Annotated in this window: 14 protein-coding genes; 10 read left to right on the plus strand and 4 right to left on the minus strand. The window is 65.3% G+C overall.

The window, feature by feature from the left end; translation table 11 throughout:
• Positions 1 to 55 precede the first annotated feature (55 nt).
• Complete coding sequence (locus AC1MGT_RS16575; RefSeq protein WP_499501094.1) at positions 56 to 1,300, plus strand: urate hydroxylase PuuD; 1,245 nt, start codon at positions 56 to 58, stop codon at positions 1,298 to 1,300.
• A complete protein-coding gene (locus AC1MGT_RS16580; protein WP_499501095.1) occupies positions 1,297 to 2,532 on the plus strand; it encodes a M20/M25/M40 family metallo-hydrolase in 1,236 nt (411 codons plus the stop codon). Before AC1MGT_RS16575 ends, AC1MGT_RS16580 begins: the two co-directional genes overlap by 4 nt.
• 4 nt (positions 2,533 to 2,536) lie before the next feature.
• On the opposite strand, the gene AC1MGT_RS16585 is transcribed toward AC1MGT_RS16580, so the two are convergent.
• Positions 2,537 to 4,231: a vWA domain-containing protein gene (locus AC1MGT_RS16585; protein ID WP_499501096.1), complete on the minus strand. Its 1,695-nt coding sequence runs from the start codon at positions 4,229 to 4,231 to the stop codon at positions 2,537 to 2,539.
• Positions 4,232 to 4,353: 122 nt separating this feature from the next.
• Complete coding sequence (locus AC1MGT_RS16590) at positions 4,354 to 6,744, minus strand: S9 family peptidase (RefSeq protein ID WP_499501097.1); 2,391 nt, start codon at positions 6,742 to 6,744, stop codon at positions 4,354 to 4,356.
• Between the two features lie 650 nt (positions 6,745 to 7,394).
• Here AC1MGT_RS16590 and AC1MGT_RS16595 point away from each other — a divergent pair.
• From AC1MGT_RS16595 to AC1MGT_RS16625, 7 genes are all read left to right on the plus strand, one after another.
• Positions 7,395 to 8,039 (plus strand): ANTAR domain-containing response regulator, encoded by a 645-nt coding sequence (locus AC1MGT_RS16595; protein ID WP_332530185.1) that lies wholly within the window; start codon positions 7,395 to 7,397, stop codon positions 8,037 to 8,039.
• Between the two features lie 34 nt (positions 8,040 to 8,073).
• Positions 8,074 to 9,225, plus strand: coding sequence for a CmpA/NrtA family ABC transporter substrate-binding protein (locus AC1MGT_RS16600; RefSeq protein WP_499501098.1), 1,152 nt, complete (start codon positions 8,074 to 8,076; stop codon positions 9,223 to 9,225).
• A gap of 254 nt (positions 9,226 to 9,479) precedes the next feature.
• Positions 9,480 to 10,787 (plus strand): MFS transporter, encoded by a 1,308-nt coding sequence (locus AC1MGT_RS16605; RefSeq protein ID WP_499501099.1) that lies wholly within the window; start codon positions 9,480 to 9,482, stop codon positions 10,785 to 10,787.
• An 11-nt stretch (positions 10,788 to 10,798) separates the two neighbouring features.
• Positions 10,799 to 13,363 (plus strand): nitrite reductase large subunit NirB, encoded by a 2,565-nt coding sequence (gene nirB / locus AC1MGT_RS16610; protein WP_499501100.1) that lies wholly within the window; start codon positions 10,799 to 10,801, stop codon positions 13,361 to 13,363.
• 11 nt (positions 13,364 to 13,374) lie between these two features.
• Positions 13,375 to 13,722: a nitrite reductase small subunit NirD gene (nirD, locus tag AC1MGT_RS16615; RefSeq protein WP_499501101.1), complete on the plus strand. Its 348-nt coding sequence runs from the start codon at positions 13,375 to 13,377 to the stop codon at positions 13,720 to 13,722.
• On the plus strand, positions 13,719 to 14,948 hold the full coding sequence (locus AC1MGT_RS16620) for an NAD(P)/FAD-dependent oxidoreductase (protein WP_499501102.1): 1,230 nt from the start codon (positions 13,719 to 13,721) through the stop codon (positions 14,946 to 14,948). The genes nirD and AC1MGT_RS16620 overlap by 4 nt, the downstream gene beginning before the upstream one ends.
• 11 nt (positions 14,949 to 14,959) lie before the next feature.
• On the plus strand, positions 14,960 to 17,653 hold the full coding sequence (locus AC1MGT_RS16625) for a molybdopterin-dependent oxidoreductase (RefSeq protein ID WP_499501103.1): 2,694 nt from the start codon (positions 14,960 to 14,962) through the stop codon (positions 17,651 to 17,653).
• On the opposite strand, the gene AC1MGT_RS16630 is transcribed toward AC1MGT_RS16625, so the two are convergent.
• Complete coding sequence (locus AC1MGT_RS16630) at positions 17,654 to 18,622, minus strand: TerC family protein (RefSeq protein ID WP_499501104.1); 969 nt, start codon at positions 18,620 to 18,622, stop codon at positions 17,654 to 17,656.
• A 293-nt stretch (positions 18,623 to 18,915) separates the two neighbouring features.
• On the opposite strand from AC1MGT_RS16630, the gene AC1MGT_RS16635 reads away from it, so the two are divergent.
• Positions 18,916 to 20,283, plus strand: a complete 1,368-nt coding sequence (locus AC1MGT_RS16635) for a hypothetical protein (protein ID WP_499501105.1) — start codon at positions 18,916 to 18,918, stop codon at positions 20,281 to 20,283.
• A 327-nt stretch (positions 20,284 to 20,610) separates the two neighbouring features.
• Here the strand turns inward: AC1MGT_RS16635 and AC1MGT_RS16640 are convergent, their stop codons facing one another.
• Positions 20,611 to 21,309: a dienelactone hydrolase family protein gene (locus AC1MGT_RS16640; RefSeq protein WP_258836416.1), complete on the minus strand. Its 699-nt coding sequence runs from the start codon at positions 21,307 to 21,309 to the stop codon at positions 20,611 to 20,613.
• Positions 21,310 to 21,370: the final 61 nt, after the last annotated feature.

The following is a 21,370-nucleotide window of genomic DNA, read 5'->3' on the forward strand; positions in this document are numbered from 1 at the left end:
TTGCACTGGCGCGCGCGCGTAGTTCCCCCTGAATCTGCGACCCTGAAGGACGCCCATGTTCGACCCCGGATACCTGGCCCCCTACGTTCTCGAATGGCTCAATCTGCTGGTGCGCTGGCTGCACATCATCACTGGCATTGCCTGGATCGGCGCATCGTTCTACTTCGTCTGGCTCGACAACACGATCAAGCCGCCGGCGCCCGGTTCGGACCTCGAGCGCAAGGGCGTCGCCGGCGAGCTGTGGGCCGTGCACGGCGGCGGCTTCTACAACCCGCAAAAATACCTGGTCGCGCCTGCCGAACTGCCAAAGGAGCTGCACTGGTTCAAGTGGGAAGCCTATTCCACGTGGCTGTCGGGCTTTGCGCTCTTGAGCATCGTGTATTACATGAACGCGAAAGCGATGATGATCGACCGCAGCGTGGCCGATCTGTCGAGCGGGCAGGCGATCGGCATCGGCATCGGCAGCCTGGTCGTGGGCTGGATCGTCTACGACCTGCTGTGCCGCTCACCGCTGGTGCAGCGCCAGCTGGCGTTTGGTGCGACGGTCTTCCTGTTTTTGGTTGGCAGCAGCTGGGCGCTCACGCACCTGCTCAGTGGCCGTGCGGCCTACCTGCATGTGGGTGCGATGATCGGCACGATCATGGTCGCGAACGTCGCGATGCTGATCATTCCCGGCCAGCGCAAGATGGTGAATGCCATGCTGGCGGGGCAGAAGCCTGACCCGGTCCACGGCATCAGGGCCAAGCAGCGCAGCGTCCACAATAATTACTTCACGCTGCCGGTGCTGTTCATCATGATCAGCAACCACTACGCGATGACCTACAACCACCCGCATGCTTGGGCGGTGCTGGGTGTGATCATGCTGGCCGGCGTGTTGATCCGCCACTTCTTCAACCTGCGCCACAAGGGCCGTATCGAATGGCGGTACCCGGTGGCTGGGGCCGCGCTGCTGCTGGGTCTTGGCGTGCTGCTGGCACCAGCCCGGCCGGTGCGCATCGAACCGGCAGCAACCGCTGGCGCCACCGACGCCGCCCGCTTTGCCGAGGTCCGCACGATCATGGGGGCGCGCTGCGTCTCGTGCCATGCAGCGCAACCGACGCAGCCCGGGTTTGCGGCCGCGCCGCTGGGCGTCATGCTCGAAACGCCGGAACAGATCGGCCAGCACGCTGCGCGCATCTACCAGCAGACGGTGCAAACCAGGGCCATGCCACTGGCGAATCTGACCCACATGACCGATGCCGAACGCGCCGTGGTTCAAGCCTGGTTCGAGTCCGGCGCCAAAACAGGAAACACGCCATGAACGCATTGCAGACACGCCTGACCGACTGGATCGACGCCCACTTCGATGACGAAGTAGGCTTTCTGCAGGCCGTCGTGCGGATCCCCACCGATACGCCGCCGGGCAACAACGCGCCGCACGCCGAGGCCGTGGCCGACATGCTGGAGTGCGCCGGCTGGCCGGTCGAGCGGCACGCGGTGCCAGCGCAGCAGGTGATTGACTATGGCCTGCAAAGCATCACGAACCTGATCGTGCGCCGGCCGTACGGCGCAGACGGGCCGACGCTGGCGCTCAATGCGCACGGCGACGTCGTGCCGCCGGGCGAGGGCTGGACCCATCCACCATATGGCGCCGTCATCGAAGACGGTTACCTGTACGGGCGCGCGGCAGCGGTATCGAAAAGCGATTTCGCCACTTATGTGTTCGCGGTGCGCGCGCTCGAAGCCCTGGGCACGTCGCTGCGTGGCGGCGTCGAGCTGCACTTTACTTATGACGAAGAATTCGGCGGGCTGCTGGGGCCCGGCTGGCTGCTGGAACAGGGACTGACGCAGCCCGACTACGTGATCGCCGCCGGTTTTGGCTACAGCATCATCACCGCGCACAACGCCTGCCTGCAGCTGGAAGTGACGGTGCACGGCAAGGCCGGCCACGGCGCGATGCCTGAAACTGCGGTCGATGCGCTGCAGGCAGCCACGCGGGTATTGAATGCGATCTACGGCGACCTGCCACGCCTCAAGACCATCAAGTCGGGCGTGCCCGGCATCGATTCGCCGACGATGCTCGTCGGGCGCATCGACGGCGGCACGAATACCAATGTGGTGCCGGGCAAGGTGGTGCTGAAGCTCGACCGGCGCATGATTCCCGAAGAAGATCCGGTCGCCGTTGAAGCGCAGGTGCGCGCGCTGATTACCGACGCTGTGGTTGGCTTGCCCGGCATCCGGCTCGAGATCCGGCGCCTGCTGCTGTCGCAGGCGCTGCGCCCGCTGCCCGGCGCGCAACCACTGGTCGAGAGCCTGCGCCGCAATGCGCACACCGTGCTGGGCGAGGCGATTCCCGCTGTCGGCACGCCGCTGTATGCGGATGCGCGCCTGTACGGCGAGCGCGGTATTCCGGCCGTCCTGTATGGGGCCGGGCCGCGCACGGTCACGGAAGCGAATGCGAAGAAGGCCGACGAGCGGCTAGCGCTGGAAGACTTGCGCAGCGCCACCAAGGTGGTGGCGCTGACGCTGCTGGACATGCTGGGCGCGCCGTGAACGGTCAAGGCCGCCCGGCTGCCCCGGCCTGGCCCAGCGCTTCCGCCATCCGCACGAGCTTGACGAACTCGGCGCGATAACCGTCCGGATCGGCGCCCCGTGCGTCGTTCGCCAGCGTGGCGATGTCAGCGTAGCTATAGTCACTCACCTGCGGCTCGCCGCGCAGGCGCTGGCCAAACGCGGCCACCGCCACGGCGAAGCGCTGGTCGGCCGGCGCGGCGGCCAGCGTGGCGTCCGCCGTTGCCGGGCGCACCGGCTGCTCGGCCAGGCGGCTCTTGCTCTCGCCCGGCAGCTTGTAGCGCGCCCGCACGAACGCCAGTTCGTCATTCTTGCCCGCAGGTGCGGCTTTCTTGCCGGCGCCATAACGCAGCGGGTCAACCAGTTTGGCAGCGCCCGCTGCCGGCGTGATCTCGTAGATCGCGGTCACCGTGTGGCCGGCGCCCATGTCGCCCGCATCGACCTTGTCGTCCTTGAAGTCCTGGCGCGCCAGCAAGCGCGTTTCGTAGCCGATCAGGCGGTAGGCCGCCACGCGGGCCGGGTTGAACTCGACCTGCATCTTGACGTCGTTCGCGATCGGGAACATGGTCGAGCCAAGTTCGCCCTGCAGCGCCTTGCGCGCTTCCAGCAGCGAGTCGATGTAGGCGGCATTGCCATTGCCCGACTGGGTCAGGCGCTGGATCAGCGCATCGTTCAGGTTACCGTCGCCGACGCCAAAAATCGATAGGTAGACGCCGCTCTTGCGCTTGTCGGCGATGAAGGTTTCGAGCTGGCGCGGGTCCCTCACGCCGATATTGAAGTCGCCGTCAGTGGCAAGGATGATGCGGTTGACGGCTTTCGCATCGAAGTGGCGTTGGGCCATGGCGTAGGCGCGCTCCAGGCCATCGCGGCCGGCCGTACCGCCGGCCGCTTGCAACGCATCGATGGCGTCCAGGATCTTCTGCTTGTCATTGCCCGTCGTCGGCTCGAGCGCCACCGTCGTGCCATTGGCATAGGTGACGATCGCCACCCGGTCCTGTTCGCGCAGGCCATGTGCGAACAGGCGAAAGCCCTGCTTGAGCAGCGGCAGGCGGTCCTGCGGGGCCATCGAGCCGGACACGTCGACCAGCAGCACGACGTTCATCGGCGGCCGTTCGGCGCGCTGCAGATCGTAGCCGCGCACGGCCACGTGCAGCAGCTGGTTGTCCGCATTCCACGGGCTGGGCATGACGCTCGTGGTCAGCGCGAATGGCTGGCTGGCCTTGTTCGGTGCGGCATAGGCGTAGGGGAAGTAGTTCACCATTTCCTCGACGCGCACGGCGGCCGGTGGCGGCAGCCTGCCGGCGCTCAGCTGGCGCCGCACGTACGCATACGATGCGGTATCGACGTCGCTGCTGAAGGTGGAGATGGGTTGTTCTTCGACCAGCACCGCGCGGTTGGCCTGGGCGTCGGGGAAGCGGTCGGCGCCAGGTGCGTACTGTGGCATCGGATAAGGCATCGTGGCGACGCGGCGCTGGAAGGACGTCGGCGGCACGCCGGTGTAGCCTGAATATGAGGAGATCGCGCTGCCGGTCATCTCGACCCGTGTCCCGGGTGCTGGCGGCGGAGGTGGCGCTGCGGCGCTATCCACTTGCAGCTGCTGCGGGGCGCTGCAGGCGGCCAGCAGCATGGTCGCTGCAATGAGGGACAAGGCGGGCAGGGTGGCGGCGCGCGAGCGTGGCATGGCAGGACCTCATGACGTGGTTGTTGTCATAAGGTGCACCAGCCGCGCGCCGCCGGCAATCGTGCTTACATCCTGTAATGCCTATGCAGACAGGGTATGCGCAGCGGTTGCCGGCGTGTGGATTACTTCTGCTTGAGCGAGCGCTCGAACAGCTGATAGATCCGGCGGTACTGGTCGTACCACGCTTCCGGCTGCACGTAGCCGTGGCGCTCGAGCGGGTAGCTCGCCATTTCCCAGTGGTCCTTCTTCATCTCGATCAGGCGCTGCGCCATGCGCACCGAGTCCTGATACAGCACGTTATCGTCGATCATGCCGTGCGAGATCAGCAAGTGGCCCTTGAGGTTCTGCGCGTACTCGATCGGCGACGATTTTTTATACGCTTCCGGGTCGATGTCCGGCGTGTTGAGGATGTTGGCCGTGTACTCGTGGTTGTAGCTGGTCCAGTCGGTGACTGGGCGCAGCGCGGCGCCGGCCTTGAACACGTCCGGTGCGCGCATCAGCGCCATGAAGGTCATGAAGCCGCCGTAGCTGCCGCCATACACGCCGATATTGTTGGCGTCGCCCTGCTGCTGGCCGACCAGGTATTTCACGCCGTCGAGGTAGTCGTCCAGTTCCGGGTGGCCCATCTGGCGGTAGATCGCGGTGCGCCATTTGGCGCCATAGCCTTTCGAGGCGCGGTAATCCATGTCCAGCACGATGTACCCCTGCTGCACCAGCAGGTTATGGAACATCTGCTCGCGGAAGTAGACCGGATAACGCTTGCTGACGTTCTGCAGGTAGCCGGCGCCATGCACGAACATCACGACCGGATAGGTCTTGCCGGCTTCGAGCTGCGCAGGCCGATACAGCTTGGCGTGCACCGGATCGCCGCCGGCGCTCGATGGCACGGCCACGTATTGCGGCTCGATCCACTCGCGCGCCTTGAAGTCGGGCGTGCGGGTGTCGGTCAGTTTGGTGGCGGCGCCGCCCGATACGGGCACGGTCGCGATCTGGATCGGCGTGTAGCTCGACGACCAGTGCACCAGCAGCTTGTTCTGGTCCGGCGACAGGTTGAAGCGTTCGACGCCGTCGAGCTTCGTCACTTCGCGCACCGCGCCGCCCTTGGCGCTCACGGCGCAGACTTCGTAGTCGCCCGGCGCTTCGTGGTTGCACAGCATGTAGGCGGTGCTGCCATCCGCGCTCCAGCGCACGTCGCTGGCTTCCCATTTGCCCGAGGTCAGCGCGCGTGGCGCGGCCGATCCCATGGTGTCCTGCGTGTACAGGTGCGAGTAGCCCGATTCTTCCGACAGGTACCACAGCGTGCGGTTGTCCGGCAGCCAGCCGAATTCGGCGTTGTCGTAATTGACCCAGGCGCCGTCGGTCACGCGGTTCAGGGGTTTGAGCTTGGCGTCACGCAGGTCGACGCTGGCGATCCAGCGGTCCTTGTTGTCGACCGAGCGCAGCATCACGGCCACGTTGGCGCCGTTGCTGCTCCAGTCGATTGCATTGCGGCCACCCGAGACGACCACCGGCCGGTTGCCCTTGAGCGGATCCTTCTTGGCGGCGGCGCGCAGCGCGGCCAGCGGATCGACGGTAATGCCGGGCAGGGTGTCGAAGCCGATGTCCTTGACGGTATTCGTGCGCAGGTCGACCAGTTTCAGCGAATGCGCCGGTGGCATGTTGCGGCCCACGCGCGTGCGCACGTCTTCGGTCTCTTCGTAGCCCGATTCGTTCACGTAGCGCGGCATCTTGCCCACGCGGCCCTTGTCGGCGCTCTTGGCGGCGGTGACGACCAGCAGCCAGCGGCCATCCGGCGACAGCGAACTTGCCTCCAGCGTGACCTTGTCGCCCAGGTAGACAGGCGTTGGCGCCATCGAGGCATCGACCCGGCGCAGTTCGTCGTTGCGGGCGCGCAGCGCGTCGCGGTCATCCTTCTGGCGCTTGAGGTGCTCGATCAGGCGCAGCTCGGTCGCGCGGTAGGCGTCGTCTTCCGGTGCATTCGGATCCTTCGCGGCGCGCGGCAGCGCGGCCGGGCCGGTGACCCGGGTGACGCGGTCCCACACATACCAGTCGGTGCCGATGCGGTACTGCACCGAGCGCTCGTCGGCCGCGTACTGCGCGTTGCCGATGCGGGTCGCACCGCGCGTGACCTGCACCAGCTGGCCCGATTTCAGGTCGCGCTCGAACAGGTCGTTGTTGCGGATGACCAGCATGCGCGTGTTGTTGCGGTTGTAGACCACGTCGGCGCTGTCGATCTTCGTCAGCTCGGCGTCGCTCACCATCTGCGCCTTGCCGGCGTTCGCGCCGGCCTGGAACGTGTCACGCACGGGCGAGCCGGTGCGCTTCTGCTTGTAGTACACCTGCTTGCTGTCCCAGCTGAACCAGGCGTCTTCCACCGGCGTGCCGATCCAGTCGGGATGGCTCATGGCCTGGTCGAGGGTGATGGGTGTCGGTGCTGCTGCTGCCGGCAGTGCGAACGATGCCAGCGAGGCCGCGAACGAGGCCGCAAAGAGGGTGAGTGCAGGTGTGCGCATGGGTATGTGGTAAGTGAAAGAAGGGCTTTCTGGCCAGAAATGCGAATGCATTCTAGCGCAGCCACTTGCCACGGCGCGCGGATTGGGGAAGGTTTTTTTACTATAAATACATACGCCGGCAGTATGTCAATACGGCCGGCACTCGGTAAAACAGGCGGATTATTCTGCCTTGACTGGGCGTGTGCCCTGTTGCTTACATTGCCTTGAACGGGCCTTTTGGCGGACGTGGCAGGTACATCGAGACGCGGGCGGCAACGGTCAGCACGGCCAGGGCGATGGTCAGGTATTCGAGTGGATGCATGATTAACCCCGCACCGATGGCGCGTAACCGCCGTGGGCGATGTACAGGTCTTGCGAGAAACTACGGATGGCGGCGATGGCCGCTGCGAAGAAATTGGTTTGCTGGATAGCTGCAGTCATGTTGCGCTCCTGGTTAAATACTGTCATGTTGCGTTGCAGTATAAGAGTCTTCGAGTCATAAGAAAACTTTTCATTCGTGATTCCCGCGATTCACGAAACGAATAATTGTTTTGTTGCTCATTGGAAAGATATGCGCTTGACGCATATCTCGACAGTGGATACACGCATAAGAAGGGCAAGGATTCGATGCAATGTGGCAACAAGGTACGATTCTTGCATGCAAAAACGGCATGAAACCGCGAGACACAACAACCCCACATTTGCGCATTGTTGTCGTGCTGTCCGCAACGGCACCCGGCACCGACCCCGACGCGGCCCAGGCAGCGCAGACCCGGCGCAGCACCGCGCTGCGCATTGGCCTGCTCGAATCGGGCTACGATCTGGTCGCATCGCTGCCGGCCGACGTGTTCCTGCCCGAGCGCATCGCGCAGTTGCAGCCCGACCTGATCATCCTTGACAGCGAGTCCGACGCGCGCGACGTGCTCGAACACATCGTGATCGCCACCCGCGACGCGCGCCGGCCCATCGTGCTGTTCACCGAAGACGACGCCCCGGCCAGCATGGATGCCGCACTGGAAGCGGGCGTGTCGGCGTACATCGTGGCCGGCCTGCAGGCCGAACGCGTCAAGCCGGTGCTCGACGTCGCGCTGGCGCGCTTCCGGCGCGAGCAACGGCTGCTCGACGAATTAAGCGATACCCGCCAGAAGCTCGCCGAGCGCAAGGTGCTCGACCGCGCCAAGGGCATGTTGATGACGCGCTATCAACTGACCGAAGACCAGGCCTACCAGCGCCTGCGCAGCCTGGCCATGAACAAGAACATGAAGCTGGTCGACGTCGCGCAGCGCCTGATCGACGTGGAAGACCTGCTGGGCTGAGCGCCCTGCACCTAACAAGAACACCAGGATATCTATGACATTGGCAGGCAAGGGCGCATGGATCGCCGGTACCGACCGTCCCGAGATCGAGACCATTCGCATCGGCTTCATGCCGCTGGCCGACTGCGCGCCTTTGGTGATGGCGTCGGTGCTGGGCTTCGATGAACTGCACGGCGTGCGCTTTGCACTGAGCCGCGAACAATCCTGGACCGGCATGCGCGAGCACCTGGTGGGCGGGCAGCTAGATGCGGCGCAGGCGCTGTACGGCATGGTGTATGGCATTCAGAACGGCATCGGCACCGGCCAGTGCGACATGGCCGTCTTGATGAACCTGAACCAGAATGGCCAGAACATCACGCTTTCGCGCACCTGGGCCGACGCAGCAGCAGAACCGGGCGGGCTGGCGCGCCTGATGCAGGCCGGGCAGCGCCTGACGCTGGCACACACCTTCCCGACCGGGAACCACGCGATGTTCCTGTATTACTGGCTGGCCGCGCAGGGCGTCAATCCGATAAAGGACTGCCAGGTGGTGACCGTGCCGCCGGGGCAGATGGCGGCCAGCCTGGCAGCCGGTCATATGGATGGCTTCTGCGCGGGCGAGCCGTGGGGTCAGCGCGCGCTGCGCGACGGCGTGGGCGTCCAGGCCGCGTCGAGTGAACAGGTATGGCCGAACCATCCCGGCAAGGCGCTGGGCACGCGCGCTGCCTTTGCCGCGACCCACCCGAATGCCTGCCGCGCGATGATCGCTGCGCTGCTGCAGGCCGCGCGCTGGCTCGACGCCTCGCGCGCCAACCGCGAAGCGGCGGCCGAGGTGCTGGCCAGTCCTGCGTATGTCAATGCCAGCCGCGAGACGCTGCAGTATTGCCTGGCCGGCGCGGACGAAGGCGCGGCCTGGCATGGCCACAACGGTCTGCGTTTCTACGCGGACGGCGAGGCCAATTTCCCGTGGCTGTCCGACGGCATGTGGTTCATGACACAGCACCGCCGCTGGGGCTTGCTCCGCACCGATCCCGGTTACCTGGCGCTGGCGCAGCAGGTCAACCGCATCGACCTGTATCGCGAAGCGGCCGAGCGCACCGGCACGCCGCTGCCTGCTGCGACGCTGCGCACGTCCACGCTGATGGATGGCCGGGTCTGGGATGGCAGCGATCCGCACGCTTTCGCTCAAGATCTCGCACCGGCTTGACGCCGGTGGTGGTGCACGCCAGTGCATCATCTTGGGGAATGGTGCACCGCAATGCAGCATTCGTGATGCGCCCCTTGCCGGCCCCGCCCTGAACCGCGCGTGGCACGCCTCTTGCTGATACAGAGACAGGATCAATGACGATCTCCTTCATATAACGCCAGCCCAACGACGGGCCGGCACCAGGACAACGGCGTCCGCAGCTTCTGCCCCAGGCAGCAGCGCGGACGCCTTTTTGTTTTCCAAGGACGAAAATCATGACCGGCAAAGCAGACAACATCAACCTCTTCTCGTTCCAGGGCGCGCCGATGCGCGCCTTCCACCTGACCTGGGTGGCCTTCTTCATTTGCTTCTTCGCGTGGTTCGCCTGCGCGCCGCTGATGCCCGTCATCAAAGGCGAGTTCGGCCTCTCGATGGAGCAGATCGCCAACATCAATATCGCGGCGGTGGCGATCACGATTTTTGTCCGCCTGCTGGTTGGCCCCCTGTGCGACCGCTACGGCCCGCGCAAGACCTATACGGGCCTGCTGCTGATCGGCGCCATTCCCGTGCTGGGCGTGGCCATGGCGCAGAGCTACGAAACATTCCTGCTGGCGCGCCTCGGCATCGGGGCGGTCGGCGCCAGCTTCGTCATCACCCAGTACCACACGTCGGTGATGTTTTCGCCGAAGGTGGTCGGCACCGCCAACGCGGCCGCTGCCGGCTGGGGCAATGCCGGCGGCGGCGCAGCGCAGGCGCTGATGCCGCTGCTGCTCACGGCCGTCGTGATGCTGGGCGTGAGCCAGTCGATGAGCTGGCGCGTGGCGCTGGTGGTCCCGGGCGTCATGATGATCATCATGGCCTTTGTGTACTGGCGCTACACGCAGGATTGCCCGGCCGGTAATTACGACGACCTGCGCAAGACCGGCAACCTGCCGGCCAGCGCAGGCAAGGGCGGCTGGGCCAGTTTCACCGAAGGCTGCCGCAACTACCGCGCCTGGCTGCTGTTCGTCACCTACGGCGCCTGCTTCGGCATCGAGATCTTCATCCACAACATCGCCGCCGTCTACTACGTCGATCATTTCGACCTGACCCTGGGCCAGGCCGGCATGGCGGCTGGCAGCTTCGGCCTGCTGGCGCTGTTCGCCCGCGCGCTGGGCGGCTGGCTGTCGGACCGCGCAGCGCGCGGTGGCGACGTCAATCGCCGCGTGACCATCCTGTTCGTCCTGATGATCGGTGAAGCGCTGGGCCTGTTGTGGTTCGCGCAGGCCGACGGCGTCGTGTTCGCCGTGGTGGCCATGCTGGTGTTCGGCCTGTTCACGCACATGGCTTGCGGCGCGACCTATGCGCTGGTGCCGTTCGTGGCGCCCAAGGCGCTGGGCGGCGTGGCTGGCATCGTCGGCGCCGGGGGCAATGTGGGCGCCGTCGCCGCCGGCTTCCTGATGAAGGGTACGGGTGACATCCAGAGCACGCTCACGATCCTGAGCGGCCTGGTGGTGGTGGCCAGCCTGTGCGCGCTTGGCGCGCGCTTCGGCAGCACGTCCCGCATCCCGTCCAGCACCCCGTCCGCAACCGTTGCAGCATAAAGGAGAACGTCATGCATATCGTCGTCATCGGCCACGGAATGGTGGGCCACAAATTCCTCGAAACGCTTGCAGCGGGCAGCATGCAGGACCCGTCCACACCGCTGCGGGTCACGGTGCTGGGCGAAGAGCCGCGCCCTGCCTACGACCGCGTGCACCTGTCGGAATTCTTTGCCGGTAAAAGCGCGGACGATCTGTCGCTGGTCGCGCCGGGCTACTTCGAGCGCGCCGAGTTGGCCGAGCGCGTCGTGCTGCGCCTGAACGCGAAGGTGGTTGCCATCGACCGCACTGCGCAATCGGTGCTGCTGGGCGACGGCAGCACTGTCTCCTACGATCGCCTGGTGCTGGCCACCGGCTCGTACCCGTTCGTGCCGCCCGTGCCGGGGGCCGAGCGCAAGGACTGCTTTGTGTACCGCACGATCGAAGACCTCGAGAAGATGAAGGAATGCGCCGCCCGCGGCGACGGCACGCGCCAGCGCATCGGCGTCGTCATCGGCGGCGGCCTGCTGGGCCTGGAGTGCGCCAAGGCGCTGCGCGACCTGGGCCTGCAGGCGCACGTCGTCGAATTCGCGCCGCGCCTGATGGCGGTGCAGGTCGACGATGCAGGCGCGCGCGTGCTGCGCACCCGCATCGAAGAACTGGGTGTCGGCGTCCACACCGGCAAGAACACGCTGGCCATCGTCGATGGTGACGCCACGACCCACCGCATGCAGTTCGCCGACGGCACGAGTCTGGACACCGACATGATCGTGTTCTCGGCCGGCATCCGCCCGCGCGACGAACTGGCACGCCAGGCCGGCCTTGAGCTGGGCGCGCGTGGCGGCATCGCCATCGATGGCCAGTGCCTGACGTCCGACCCGCACATCTACGCGATCGGCGAATGCGCGCTGTGGAGCGGCCAGCTGTTTGGCCTGGTGGCACCGGGCTACGACATGGCGCGTACGGCCGCGCGCCATGTGCTGGGCGCCGAATGCGGCTTTGCGGGCGCCGACATGAGCACGAAGCTCAAGCTGATGGGCGTGGACGTGGCCAGCCTGGGCGACGCGCATGGCACCACGCCAGGCAGCCGCAGTTATCAGTTCCTCGATGAGCGGCGCCAGACCTACCGCAAGATCGTCGTCTCGAGCTGCGGCAAGTATCTGCTCGGCGGCGTGCTGGTGGGCGACGCCGCATCCTACGGCGCGCTGCTGCAGACAATGCTGAACAAGATCGAGCTGCCCGAAGCGCCGGAATACCTGATCCTGCCCGAAAGCGGCAACACCGTGCGGCCTGCGCTGGGCGTGGACAAGCTGCCAGCGACCGCGCAGGTCTGCTCGTGCAACGACATCTCGAAGGGCGCGCTGTGCGAGGCGGTGGCCGGCGGCGCGACCACGATCGGCGCGCTGAAAAGCTGCACGACGGCCGGTACGGCCTGCGGCGGCTGCGTGCCGCTGGTGACGCAGGTGCTGAACGCGGAACTGAAAAAACTGGGCGTGGCCGTCAACAACCACCTGTGCGAGCACTTTGCGTACTCGCGCCAGGAGCTGTACCACCTGGTGCGCGTGGAAGGCATCAAGGAATTCGGCGAACTGCTGGCGCGCCACGGGAAGGGCCTGGGCTGCGACGTCTGCAAGCCGACCGCCGCGAACATCCTGGCCTCGGTGTGGAACGATTTCGTCCTCAAGCCGAAGCACGCCAGCCTGCAGGATTCAAACGACTACTTCCTCGGCAACATCCAGAAGGATGGCACCTATTCGGTCGTGCCGCGCATGCCGGGCGGCGAAGTGACGGCCGACGGCCTGATCGCGGTGGGCATGGTGGCCAAGAAGTACGGCCTGTACACCAAGATCACGGGCGGCCAGCGGGTCGACCTGTTCGGCGCGCGCGTGGACCAGCTGCCGGCGATCTGGGAAGAGCTGATCGACGCCGGCTTCGAGTCGGGCCATGCCTACGGCAAGTCGCTGCGCACGGTGAAATCGTGCGTCGGCTCGACCTGGTGCCGCTTTGGCGTGGGCGACAGCGTGGGCTTTGCCATCGAACTGGAAAACCGCTACAAGGGCTTGCGCGCACCGCACAAGATCAAGTTCGGGGTCTCGGGCTGCACCCGCGAATGCGCCGAGGCGCAGGGCAAGGATGTGGGCCTGATCGCCACCGACAAGGGCTGGAACCTGTACGTGTGCGGCAACGGCGGCATGAAGCCGCGCCACGCGGAGCTGATCGCATCGAACCTGACCGAAGCCGAAGTGGTGCGCCTGACCGACCGCTTCCTGATGTTCTACGTGCGCACGGCCGAACGCCTGCAGCGCACGTCGACCTGGCGCGAAAACCTCGAAGGGGGCCTCGAGTATCTGCGCCAGGTGGTGGTCGAGGACAGCCTGGGCATCGGCGACGAACTCGAAGCGCAGATGCAGCACGTGGTCGACACCTATGCCTGCGAATGGAAGGAGGCGATCACCAATCCGGCCGTGCGCAGCCGCTTCCGCCACTTCGTCAACAGCGCGGAACCGGACAGCAACGTGGTGTTCGTGCCCGAGCGCGGCCAGGTGCGCCCGGCCACGTTCGATGAACGCCGCCGCACGATTCCCATCGCCGTGGCTTGAGGAGAATGACCATGCATCGTGACCCCCAACTTGCCAACTGGACGGCGGTCTGCCGGCTCGACGAGATCGTCCCCGACACCGGCGTGTGCGCGCTGCTCAACGGGCGCCAGGTGGCCGTGTTCCGCATCGGCGACCTTGAGCCGCGCGTGTTCGCCATCGATAACTACGATCCCAATTCGCAGGCCGCCGTGCTCTCGCGCGGGCTGGTGGGCAGCATCGGCGAGCGCATCGTCGTGGCCTCGCCCATCTACAAGCAGCACTTCGACCTGGCCAGCGGCGAATGCCTGGAAGCGCCGGCGCAGTCGGTGGCAAGCTATCCGGCCCGGATCGATGGCGCCGTCGTCTGGGTCGCCGCATGAATACGACGCACAGGCCCGCGCTGGTGGTGGTCGGCAACGGCATGGCCGGGATGCGCACGGTCGAAGAAGTGCTCGCGCTGGCCCCTGGCATGTACGACATCACCGTGTTCGGCGCCGAGCCGCACGTGAACTACAACCGCATCATGCTTTCGCCCGTGCTGGCGGGCGACAAGACGCAGGACGACATCGTGCTGCATCCGCGCGCGTGGTACGCCGAGCATGGCATCACGCTGCACACGGGCGACCCGGTCGTGGCCATCGACCGCCGCCGCCGTATCGTACGCTCGCAGTCGGGCGTCGAAGTGGCATATGACCGCCTGCTGCTGGCCACCGGTTCGCAGCCATTCATCGTGCCGGTGCCGGGCGCGGACCTGCCGGGCGTGGTGGGCTTTCGCGACCTGATTGACGTCGACACCATGCTGCAGGCGGCGCGCGACGGCCGGCACGCGGTGGTGATCGGCGGTGGCCTGCTCGGACTGGAAGCGGCCAATGGCCTGCTGCGGCGCGGGATGGACGTGACGGTCGTGCACCTGACCGGCAGCCTGCTGAACCAGCAGCTCGATGGCGACGCGTCGCTGCTGCTCAAGGGCGCGCTCGAGCGGCGCGGCTTGCGCATCCTGCTGGGCGTGCAGACCGAGGCCATTCTGGGTGACGGCAAGGTCGCATCGGTGCGCCTCTCGAACGGCGTCACGCTCCCGGCCGACCTGGTGGTGATGGCGGCCGGTGTGCGACCCAACGTGGCGCTGGCGCGCGCGGCCGGCCTGCATGTCGAGCGCGCGATCGTTGTCGACGACACGCTGCAAAGCTACGACCCGCGCGTGTATGCGGTGGGCGAATGTGTCCAGCACCGGCGCGCCACCTTCGGCCTGGTCGCGCCGATCTGGGAACAGGCGCGCGTCTGCGCGGCGCACCTGGCCGGCTTCGGGCACCGGCGCTATGTGCAGCAGGCCGTGGCCACCAAACTCAAGGTGACGGGGATCGATCTGTACTCGGCCGGGGACATCGTCGGCGGTCCGGGCACGCAAGACCTGGTGCTGCGCGACCGCCGCTCCGGCATGTACAAGCGCCTGGTCCTCGACGGCAATCGCCTCACGGGCGCCGTGCTGTATGGCGACGTGGCCGACGGCCCCTGGTATTTCGACCTGATCGGGCGCGGCGTCGACATCTCGGCGCTGCGCGATCGCCTGTTGTTCGGCCCTGCGTTGTGCGACGCGCAGGCCGCCTAGAAAGAGACCCCATGACCATTCCGATCCACGCTGTGCGTACCACCTGTCCCTACTGCGGCGTCGGCTGCGGCGTGAAGGCGACCGCGCTGCCCGGTGGCGGCGCGACGATCGAAGGTGACATCGACCATGCAGCGAACCGCGGCCGCCTGTGCGTGAAAGGCTCGGCGCTGGGCGAGACGCTCGATCTGGATGGGCGCCTGCTGCATCCGGCCGTGCGGAAGAAAGGGGCGCTGGTGCGCGCCAGCTGGGACGAGGCGCTGGATACCGTAGCAGACGGCTTCGCGCGCATCATCGCCGAGCACGGGCCAGACGCGGTGGCGCTGTACGTGTCGGGCCAGATCCTGACCGAGGATTACTACGTCGCCAACAAGTTCATGAAAGGGTATGTCGGCAGCGCCAATATCGACACCAATTCGCGTCTGTGCATGTCGTCCGCCGTGGCTGGTCACAAGCGCGCCTTTGGCGAAGACGTGGTGCCGGGCTGTTACGAGGACTTCGAGCTGGCCGATGTGATCGTGCTGGTCGGCTCGAACGCGGCCTGGTGCCACCCGACGCTGTTCCAGCGCATCGTGCGCGCCAAGGAAGCGCGGCCCGACATGCAGATCGTCGTGCTCGACCCGCGCCGCACGGCCACCTGCGAGCTGGCGGACCTGCACCTGGCGTTGAAGCCTGGCAGCGACGTGGCGCTGTTCAACGGGCTGCTGGCGCACCTGGCGCGCAGCGATGCGTTCGATGCGGACTACGTCGCAGCGCACACGACTGGCCTGGAGACGGCGCTCGATGTCGCCAACGCAGGCGACGACGTGGCGCGCATCTGCGGCCTCGATCCGAATGACTTGCACGCGTTCTACGACCTGTTCGCCCGCACCGATAGGGTCGTCACCGCATTTTCGATGGGCGTGAACCAGTCCAGCAGCGGCACCGACAAGGTCAACGCGATCATCAACTGCCACCTGGCCACCGGCCGCATCGGCCGTCCCGGCATGGGCCCGTTTTCGCTGACCGGCCAGCCCAATGCAATGGGCGGGCGCGAAGTGGGCGGCCTGGCCAATATGCTGGCGGCGCACCTGGACCTCGACAACGCCGGGCACCGCGACGCCGTACGCACGTTCTGGGATGCGCCACGCATCGCCGACAAGCCCGGCCTGAAAGCCGTGGACCTGTTCCGCGCGATCGAAGGGGGCAGTGTGAAAGCGGTGTGGATCATGGCGACCAATCCGGTCGTGAGCATGCCGGACGCCGACCAGGTGCGGCGCGCCCTGGCCGCCTGCGAACTGGTGGTGGTGTCGGACGTCATGGCCAGCACCGACCTGGCGCCGTATGCGCATGTGGCGCTGCCGGCGCTGGCATGGGGCGAGAAGGATGGCACGGTCACCAATTCCGAACGCTGCATCTCGCGCCAGCGCGCCTTTTTGCCGGCGCCGGGCGAGGCAAGGGCCGACTGGCGCGCGCTGTGCGATGTCGCGCAGCGCATGGGGTATGCCGGGTTCGACTTCGACAGCGCGCATGCGATCTTCGACGAACACGCGCGCCTGTCGGCCTGGAAGAATGACGACGATGGCTACCGCCGCGCATTCCGGCTCGATCCGCTGGTGGGCATGCGCCGCGCCGCCTATGACGCGCTGCAACCGGTGCAGTGGCCGGTGAACGCGGCGGGGGAGGGCACAGCGCGCCTGTTTGGCAGCGGCGGCTTTTCGTACCCGGATGGCAAGGCGCGCTTCATCGCGACGGGCGTGCGCGCACCGGCCAATGCGCCTTGCAGTGAATTCCCGCTGGTGCTCAACACGGGACGCCTGCGCGACCAGTGGCACACGATGACGCGTACCGGCAAGTCGCCGCGCCTGGCCGGCCATGCGACCGAGCCGTTCGTCGACCTGCATCCGCACGATGCGCTGCTGGCCGGCGTGCGCGAGGGCGAGCTGGCCCGCATCAGCTCACGCTGGGGCGCGATGGTCGCGCGCGTGGCGCACGGCGGCGGTATCGCGCGCGGCGCTGCGTTCGTACCGATTCACTGGAACGGGCAGACCGCGTCCGATGCGCGGGTGGGGGCGCTGGTCAATCCGGCAGTCGACCCGGTCTCGGGCGAGCCGGAATTCAAGCACACGCCCGTACGGATCGAGCCGTTCGGCGTGGCCTGGTATGGCTTCATCATGAGCCGACATGATCTGAGCCTTGAGGCAGTCGCGCACTGGACGCGGGTGCGCGGCAGCGGCTTCATTCGCTATGAGCTGGCCGGGCGCGCACCGGTCACGCTCGACATGGCGCGTGCGTTGCTGGGTACTGGAGAAGCGGCGGATGCAGACGCCGACTGGATCGAGTACCAGGACCAGTCGGCAGGCATGCTGCGCGCGGCGCTGCTGGTCGACGGGCGCCTCGAAGCCTGCCTGTTCGTGGCGCGCGTGCCCGATCTGCCGGCACGCGCGTGGCTGGGCGGACTGTTCGCCGCACCCGAACTGGGGCCGCGCGAGCGGGCCACGCTGCTGGCCGGCCGCGCCGTGCAAGCCGGCCCCGATCCCGGGCCGACGGTCTGCTCGTGTTTCGGCGTTGGCCGCAACACGATCTGCGCCGCAATCCGGGCCGGGGACTTGCAGACGCCCGGGCAGGTGACGGCCTGCCTGAAGGCGGGCGGCAACTGCGGCTCATGCATCCCCGAGATCAAGTCGCTGCTGCACGAGGTGCGCTTCGCCGCTGCCGCCGCCGCGTGATCAGCCCGGTGGCGTTTTCGGGACGGGTTTGGACGTGAGCAGACTGGCCACCACCGACCCCGCCAGAATCACCCCGACCACCCCCAGCGCGATGCCGGTCGGGATCTTGTAGATATCGAGCAGCAGCATCTTGATGCCGATGAAGATCAGGATCCCCGCCAGGCCATATTTGAGCAGGTGGAACCGGTCCGCCATGTCGGCCAGCAGGAAGTACATCGCGCGCAGGCCGAGAATGGCGAACACGTTCGACGTGAACACGATGAACGGGTCGCTCGTGACGGCGAAGATCGCCGGAATCGAATCGACCGCGAAGATCACGTCCGTGATCTCGACCATGATCAGCACCACGAACATCGGCGTTGCAAAGCGCAGGCCGTCGCGCATGATGAAGAACTTTTCGCCATGGTATTCGTCGGTGATCCGCATGTGGCCGCGCAGCCATTTCAGCACCTTGTTGTCGGCCAGGTCGGGTTCGCTGTCGGCCGAGATCAGCATCTGGATACCGGTGTAGAGCAGGAATAGCCCGAAGATGTAGAGGATCCAGTGGAACTGGGCCAGCAGGAGCGCGCCCAGATAAATCAGGATCGCGCGCAGCACGATGGCGCCCAGCACCCCATACAGCAGCACGCGCTTCTGGTATTGCGGCGGCACGCCGAAAAAGCTGAAGAGGGTGATCCAGACGAACACATTGTCGACCGCCAGCGATTTTTCGATCAGGTAGCCGGTGAGGTATTCAAGCGACTTTGCCTTGGCCACGACCGGGCCGGCAATGCCTTCGAGATACCAGTAGAACCAGCCACCGAAGGCCAGCGCCACCGAGATCCAGATCAGCGACCAGATGGCCGCTTCTTTCGTGCTGACCTTGTGATCGCCCGACGTCTTGAGGCCGAAGAAATCGATGGCCAGCATGACGACGACGAACGCGGTGAAGGAGAGATAGAGGGTAGGTGTGCCGACCGATTCGAGCATGTTGACTCCGTGGAGTGGCAATGGACGCTGGGCGCGCGTGCTGACTGGCACGCGCTGTCATTACAGCATGAATTTTATGGGCATGCCGCACGCATGGGGGCTCTTGACGCGCGCTTGTGGTGACGGTGGCGGAAGGAGGACTTGATCGTAAAATAAGCTCGTTAGTGTTACCTGTAAGGTACTCTACCGCTGCGTCACGATTGGTTGGGGAGAGCAACGTAACGCGCGGATGACGTAAAGTCTACCGGGCTGACCTCATAAAAATCTAACGTCCCAAATTCTACGCGAGCAATATGAGCAAACTATTACGCTTTCTTTTCGGTTCGCGTCCGCCAACGGTAGCAGGGATGCGCAAGGAGTTGAAAACAGCATCGATTGCTCAATTGGTCGATTTATCGCGTGACTATCACGGATTCATTCGGGAGGACGTACTGGTTCGTGCGGCCGAGCTTCGCTCGCCGGAGCTGCTTGAGGCGATTCTGGAGCGATTGAACGACTGGGTTCCACAAGTGCGTCAAGCGGCGCGTACGGCGCTCCTGGCGCTGGTGCCGGTTCTCCCGCCAGCCGCAATCCTGAAAACGCTGCCTGTCATTGATCGGTTGCGACTCGCAAAGCGCGAGAATCATGTCACCTGGATTGAACAGTACTACGCCATCGTTGTCGATGTCGTGGGCGCCGATGCCCTGGTTGTCGAGGCCGTAACGGGGACTGGCGAAGTGGCGCGCTCGTGCTTCAATATTGCCAGCACGAATTCCCTGCTCGACGCAGGCCAGCTGGCGCAGCGCGTGCTCGAGAATGGGGCCGACTTCGTCACGTCGCTTGCGGCTTGGCGTTTGGTAGCCGGGCTAAAAGTAAACGAGCTGAGAACGCTGGCAAACATCGGGCTGGCAAGTCCCTTCGGCGCAGTTCGCACGGCTGCCCTGCGCGAGTCCTTGAATTCTGCTGGCGAACAGGCCGACGCTTTAGCCGAGCAGGCCCTATTGGATCCGCAAAGTTCGGTGCGCGAAGTAGCGATGTGGCACTTGAAAGAAAGAGGCTATCCGGTTGCGCAGTTTTATGCCGACCGCCTTGCTCATGACGTTCTGACGATGCGCAGGACACGTATTTGCCTGGCCTCACTGGCTGCATGCGGCACGCGCGACCATGTCGCGATCATCAAACGGTTCGCCGCCATGCCGCACGCCCGGACGCAGGCTGCTGCTGTCATGTCATGGGCCCGTCTGGCTCCCGATGCACGTGACGACATCTTGCGATTTGCGCTGGCCAGCCAATTTGCCAGGGTTCGGCAACTGGCTCTTGTGTTCATCGAAGACTTCGGCGCATACATCCCTCTGGACGAAGCGGTGGCCCTGGCAGAAGAAAAATCTGACCACACACTTGCTCTTTCACTGGCACGACGGGAGCCCTGGACGTGGCTTACAACCATCCTCAAAATGGCAAATAGCCAGATGGATTCACTGCACAAGGCGCATCTGATCCGCGAACTGCAAAAATGGCTGGCGGCGTCCACAAATATTTATACCAAACCGACGGCTGCACAGGTGAGAGTCTTGACTTCTCCAGATGCCCCGCGCGTGCTCAATGACCTCGTCGGCAAAGATGTCTTTTGTGCGAATGGCGCATTCCGTCAAATATTCGAACTGCATGGTCTCAGGTGGTGAGAAATCATGTCGTTGAACAAACAACTCTGCATCAGGTTGAGAGGCTCGGCTCGTTCAAACGCCGTCGCATGAGAAATGGAGATAGGGCAAAGTGTCGAATCTAAGCCCGGACTGTGGGCGCGACTCGTGCAAGGCTGAGGCCGTGTCCAAATGTCAGACCTGACCCCAGCTTTTCTTCCTCAGTTGGTCGTGCCACGTGTAAAGAAGATTGTGAAGAAAGCCGTTGTCAGCCGCTCCCGGTTCTTCATTGAGCGCCTGATTCGTCAGCCGAGAAAACGTCGTCTGCCGGCATGGCGCCGGCAGACGATATCGGCGCCAGGCGCCGGATCAGCGCAGCGTGCGTGCGAAGAACTCGTCGGTGCGGCTGTTGGCCAGCGTGGCCGCGTCATGGTCGTAGTGACCGCCGCCTGGCCGGGCAAATGCGTGGTCGCAACCCGGGTAGACATGGATCTCGGCGTCGGTGCTGTCGGCGAATGCTGCCTTGATCTTCTCTTGCGCGTCCGGACCAATGTATTCGTCGGCGCCGGCCAGGTGGTAGAGGAACGGCGCGCCGATGTTCTTTGCTTCGGACAGGTAGTTGTCGGTGCCGCCGCCGTAGTAGGCCGCGAACGCATCGCCATCGGTGCGCGCTGCGCTCAGGTAGGTCATCAGGCCGCCCAGGCAGTAGCCGGTAACGCCGACCTTGCCGGTGCTGCCTTCCATCGTGCGCGCTGCGCTGATGGTGGCGGCGATGTCCTGCACGCCGTGGTCGAAATCGTAGCTCTTGTACAGTGCAAACGCGCGCGCGACGTCCGCTTCATTCGCTTCCGACAAATCCACGCCCGGCTCTTCGCGCCAGAACAGGTCGGGAGCGACGGCGATATAGCCCTTGGCGGCGTAGTTGTCGGCGATGCTGCGGATGCCGGCGTTCACGCCAAAGATTTCCTGCAGCACGATGATGACCGGGTAGGTACCGACGACGTCGGGACGGGCCACGTAGCAATCGAAACCGCGTTCGGCGGTGGTGACGGTGAGTGTTTCGGACATGGAATTCCTTTAGGTTGACGGGGAGTGTGCCGGCCGGCTTGCGTGGGCGGCCGTAGCGAGA

The sequence above is a fragment of the Telluria sp. BA11 genome (genome assembly GCF_056680305.1).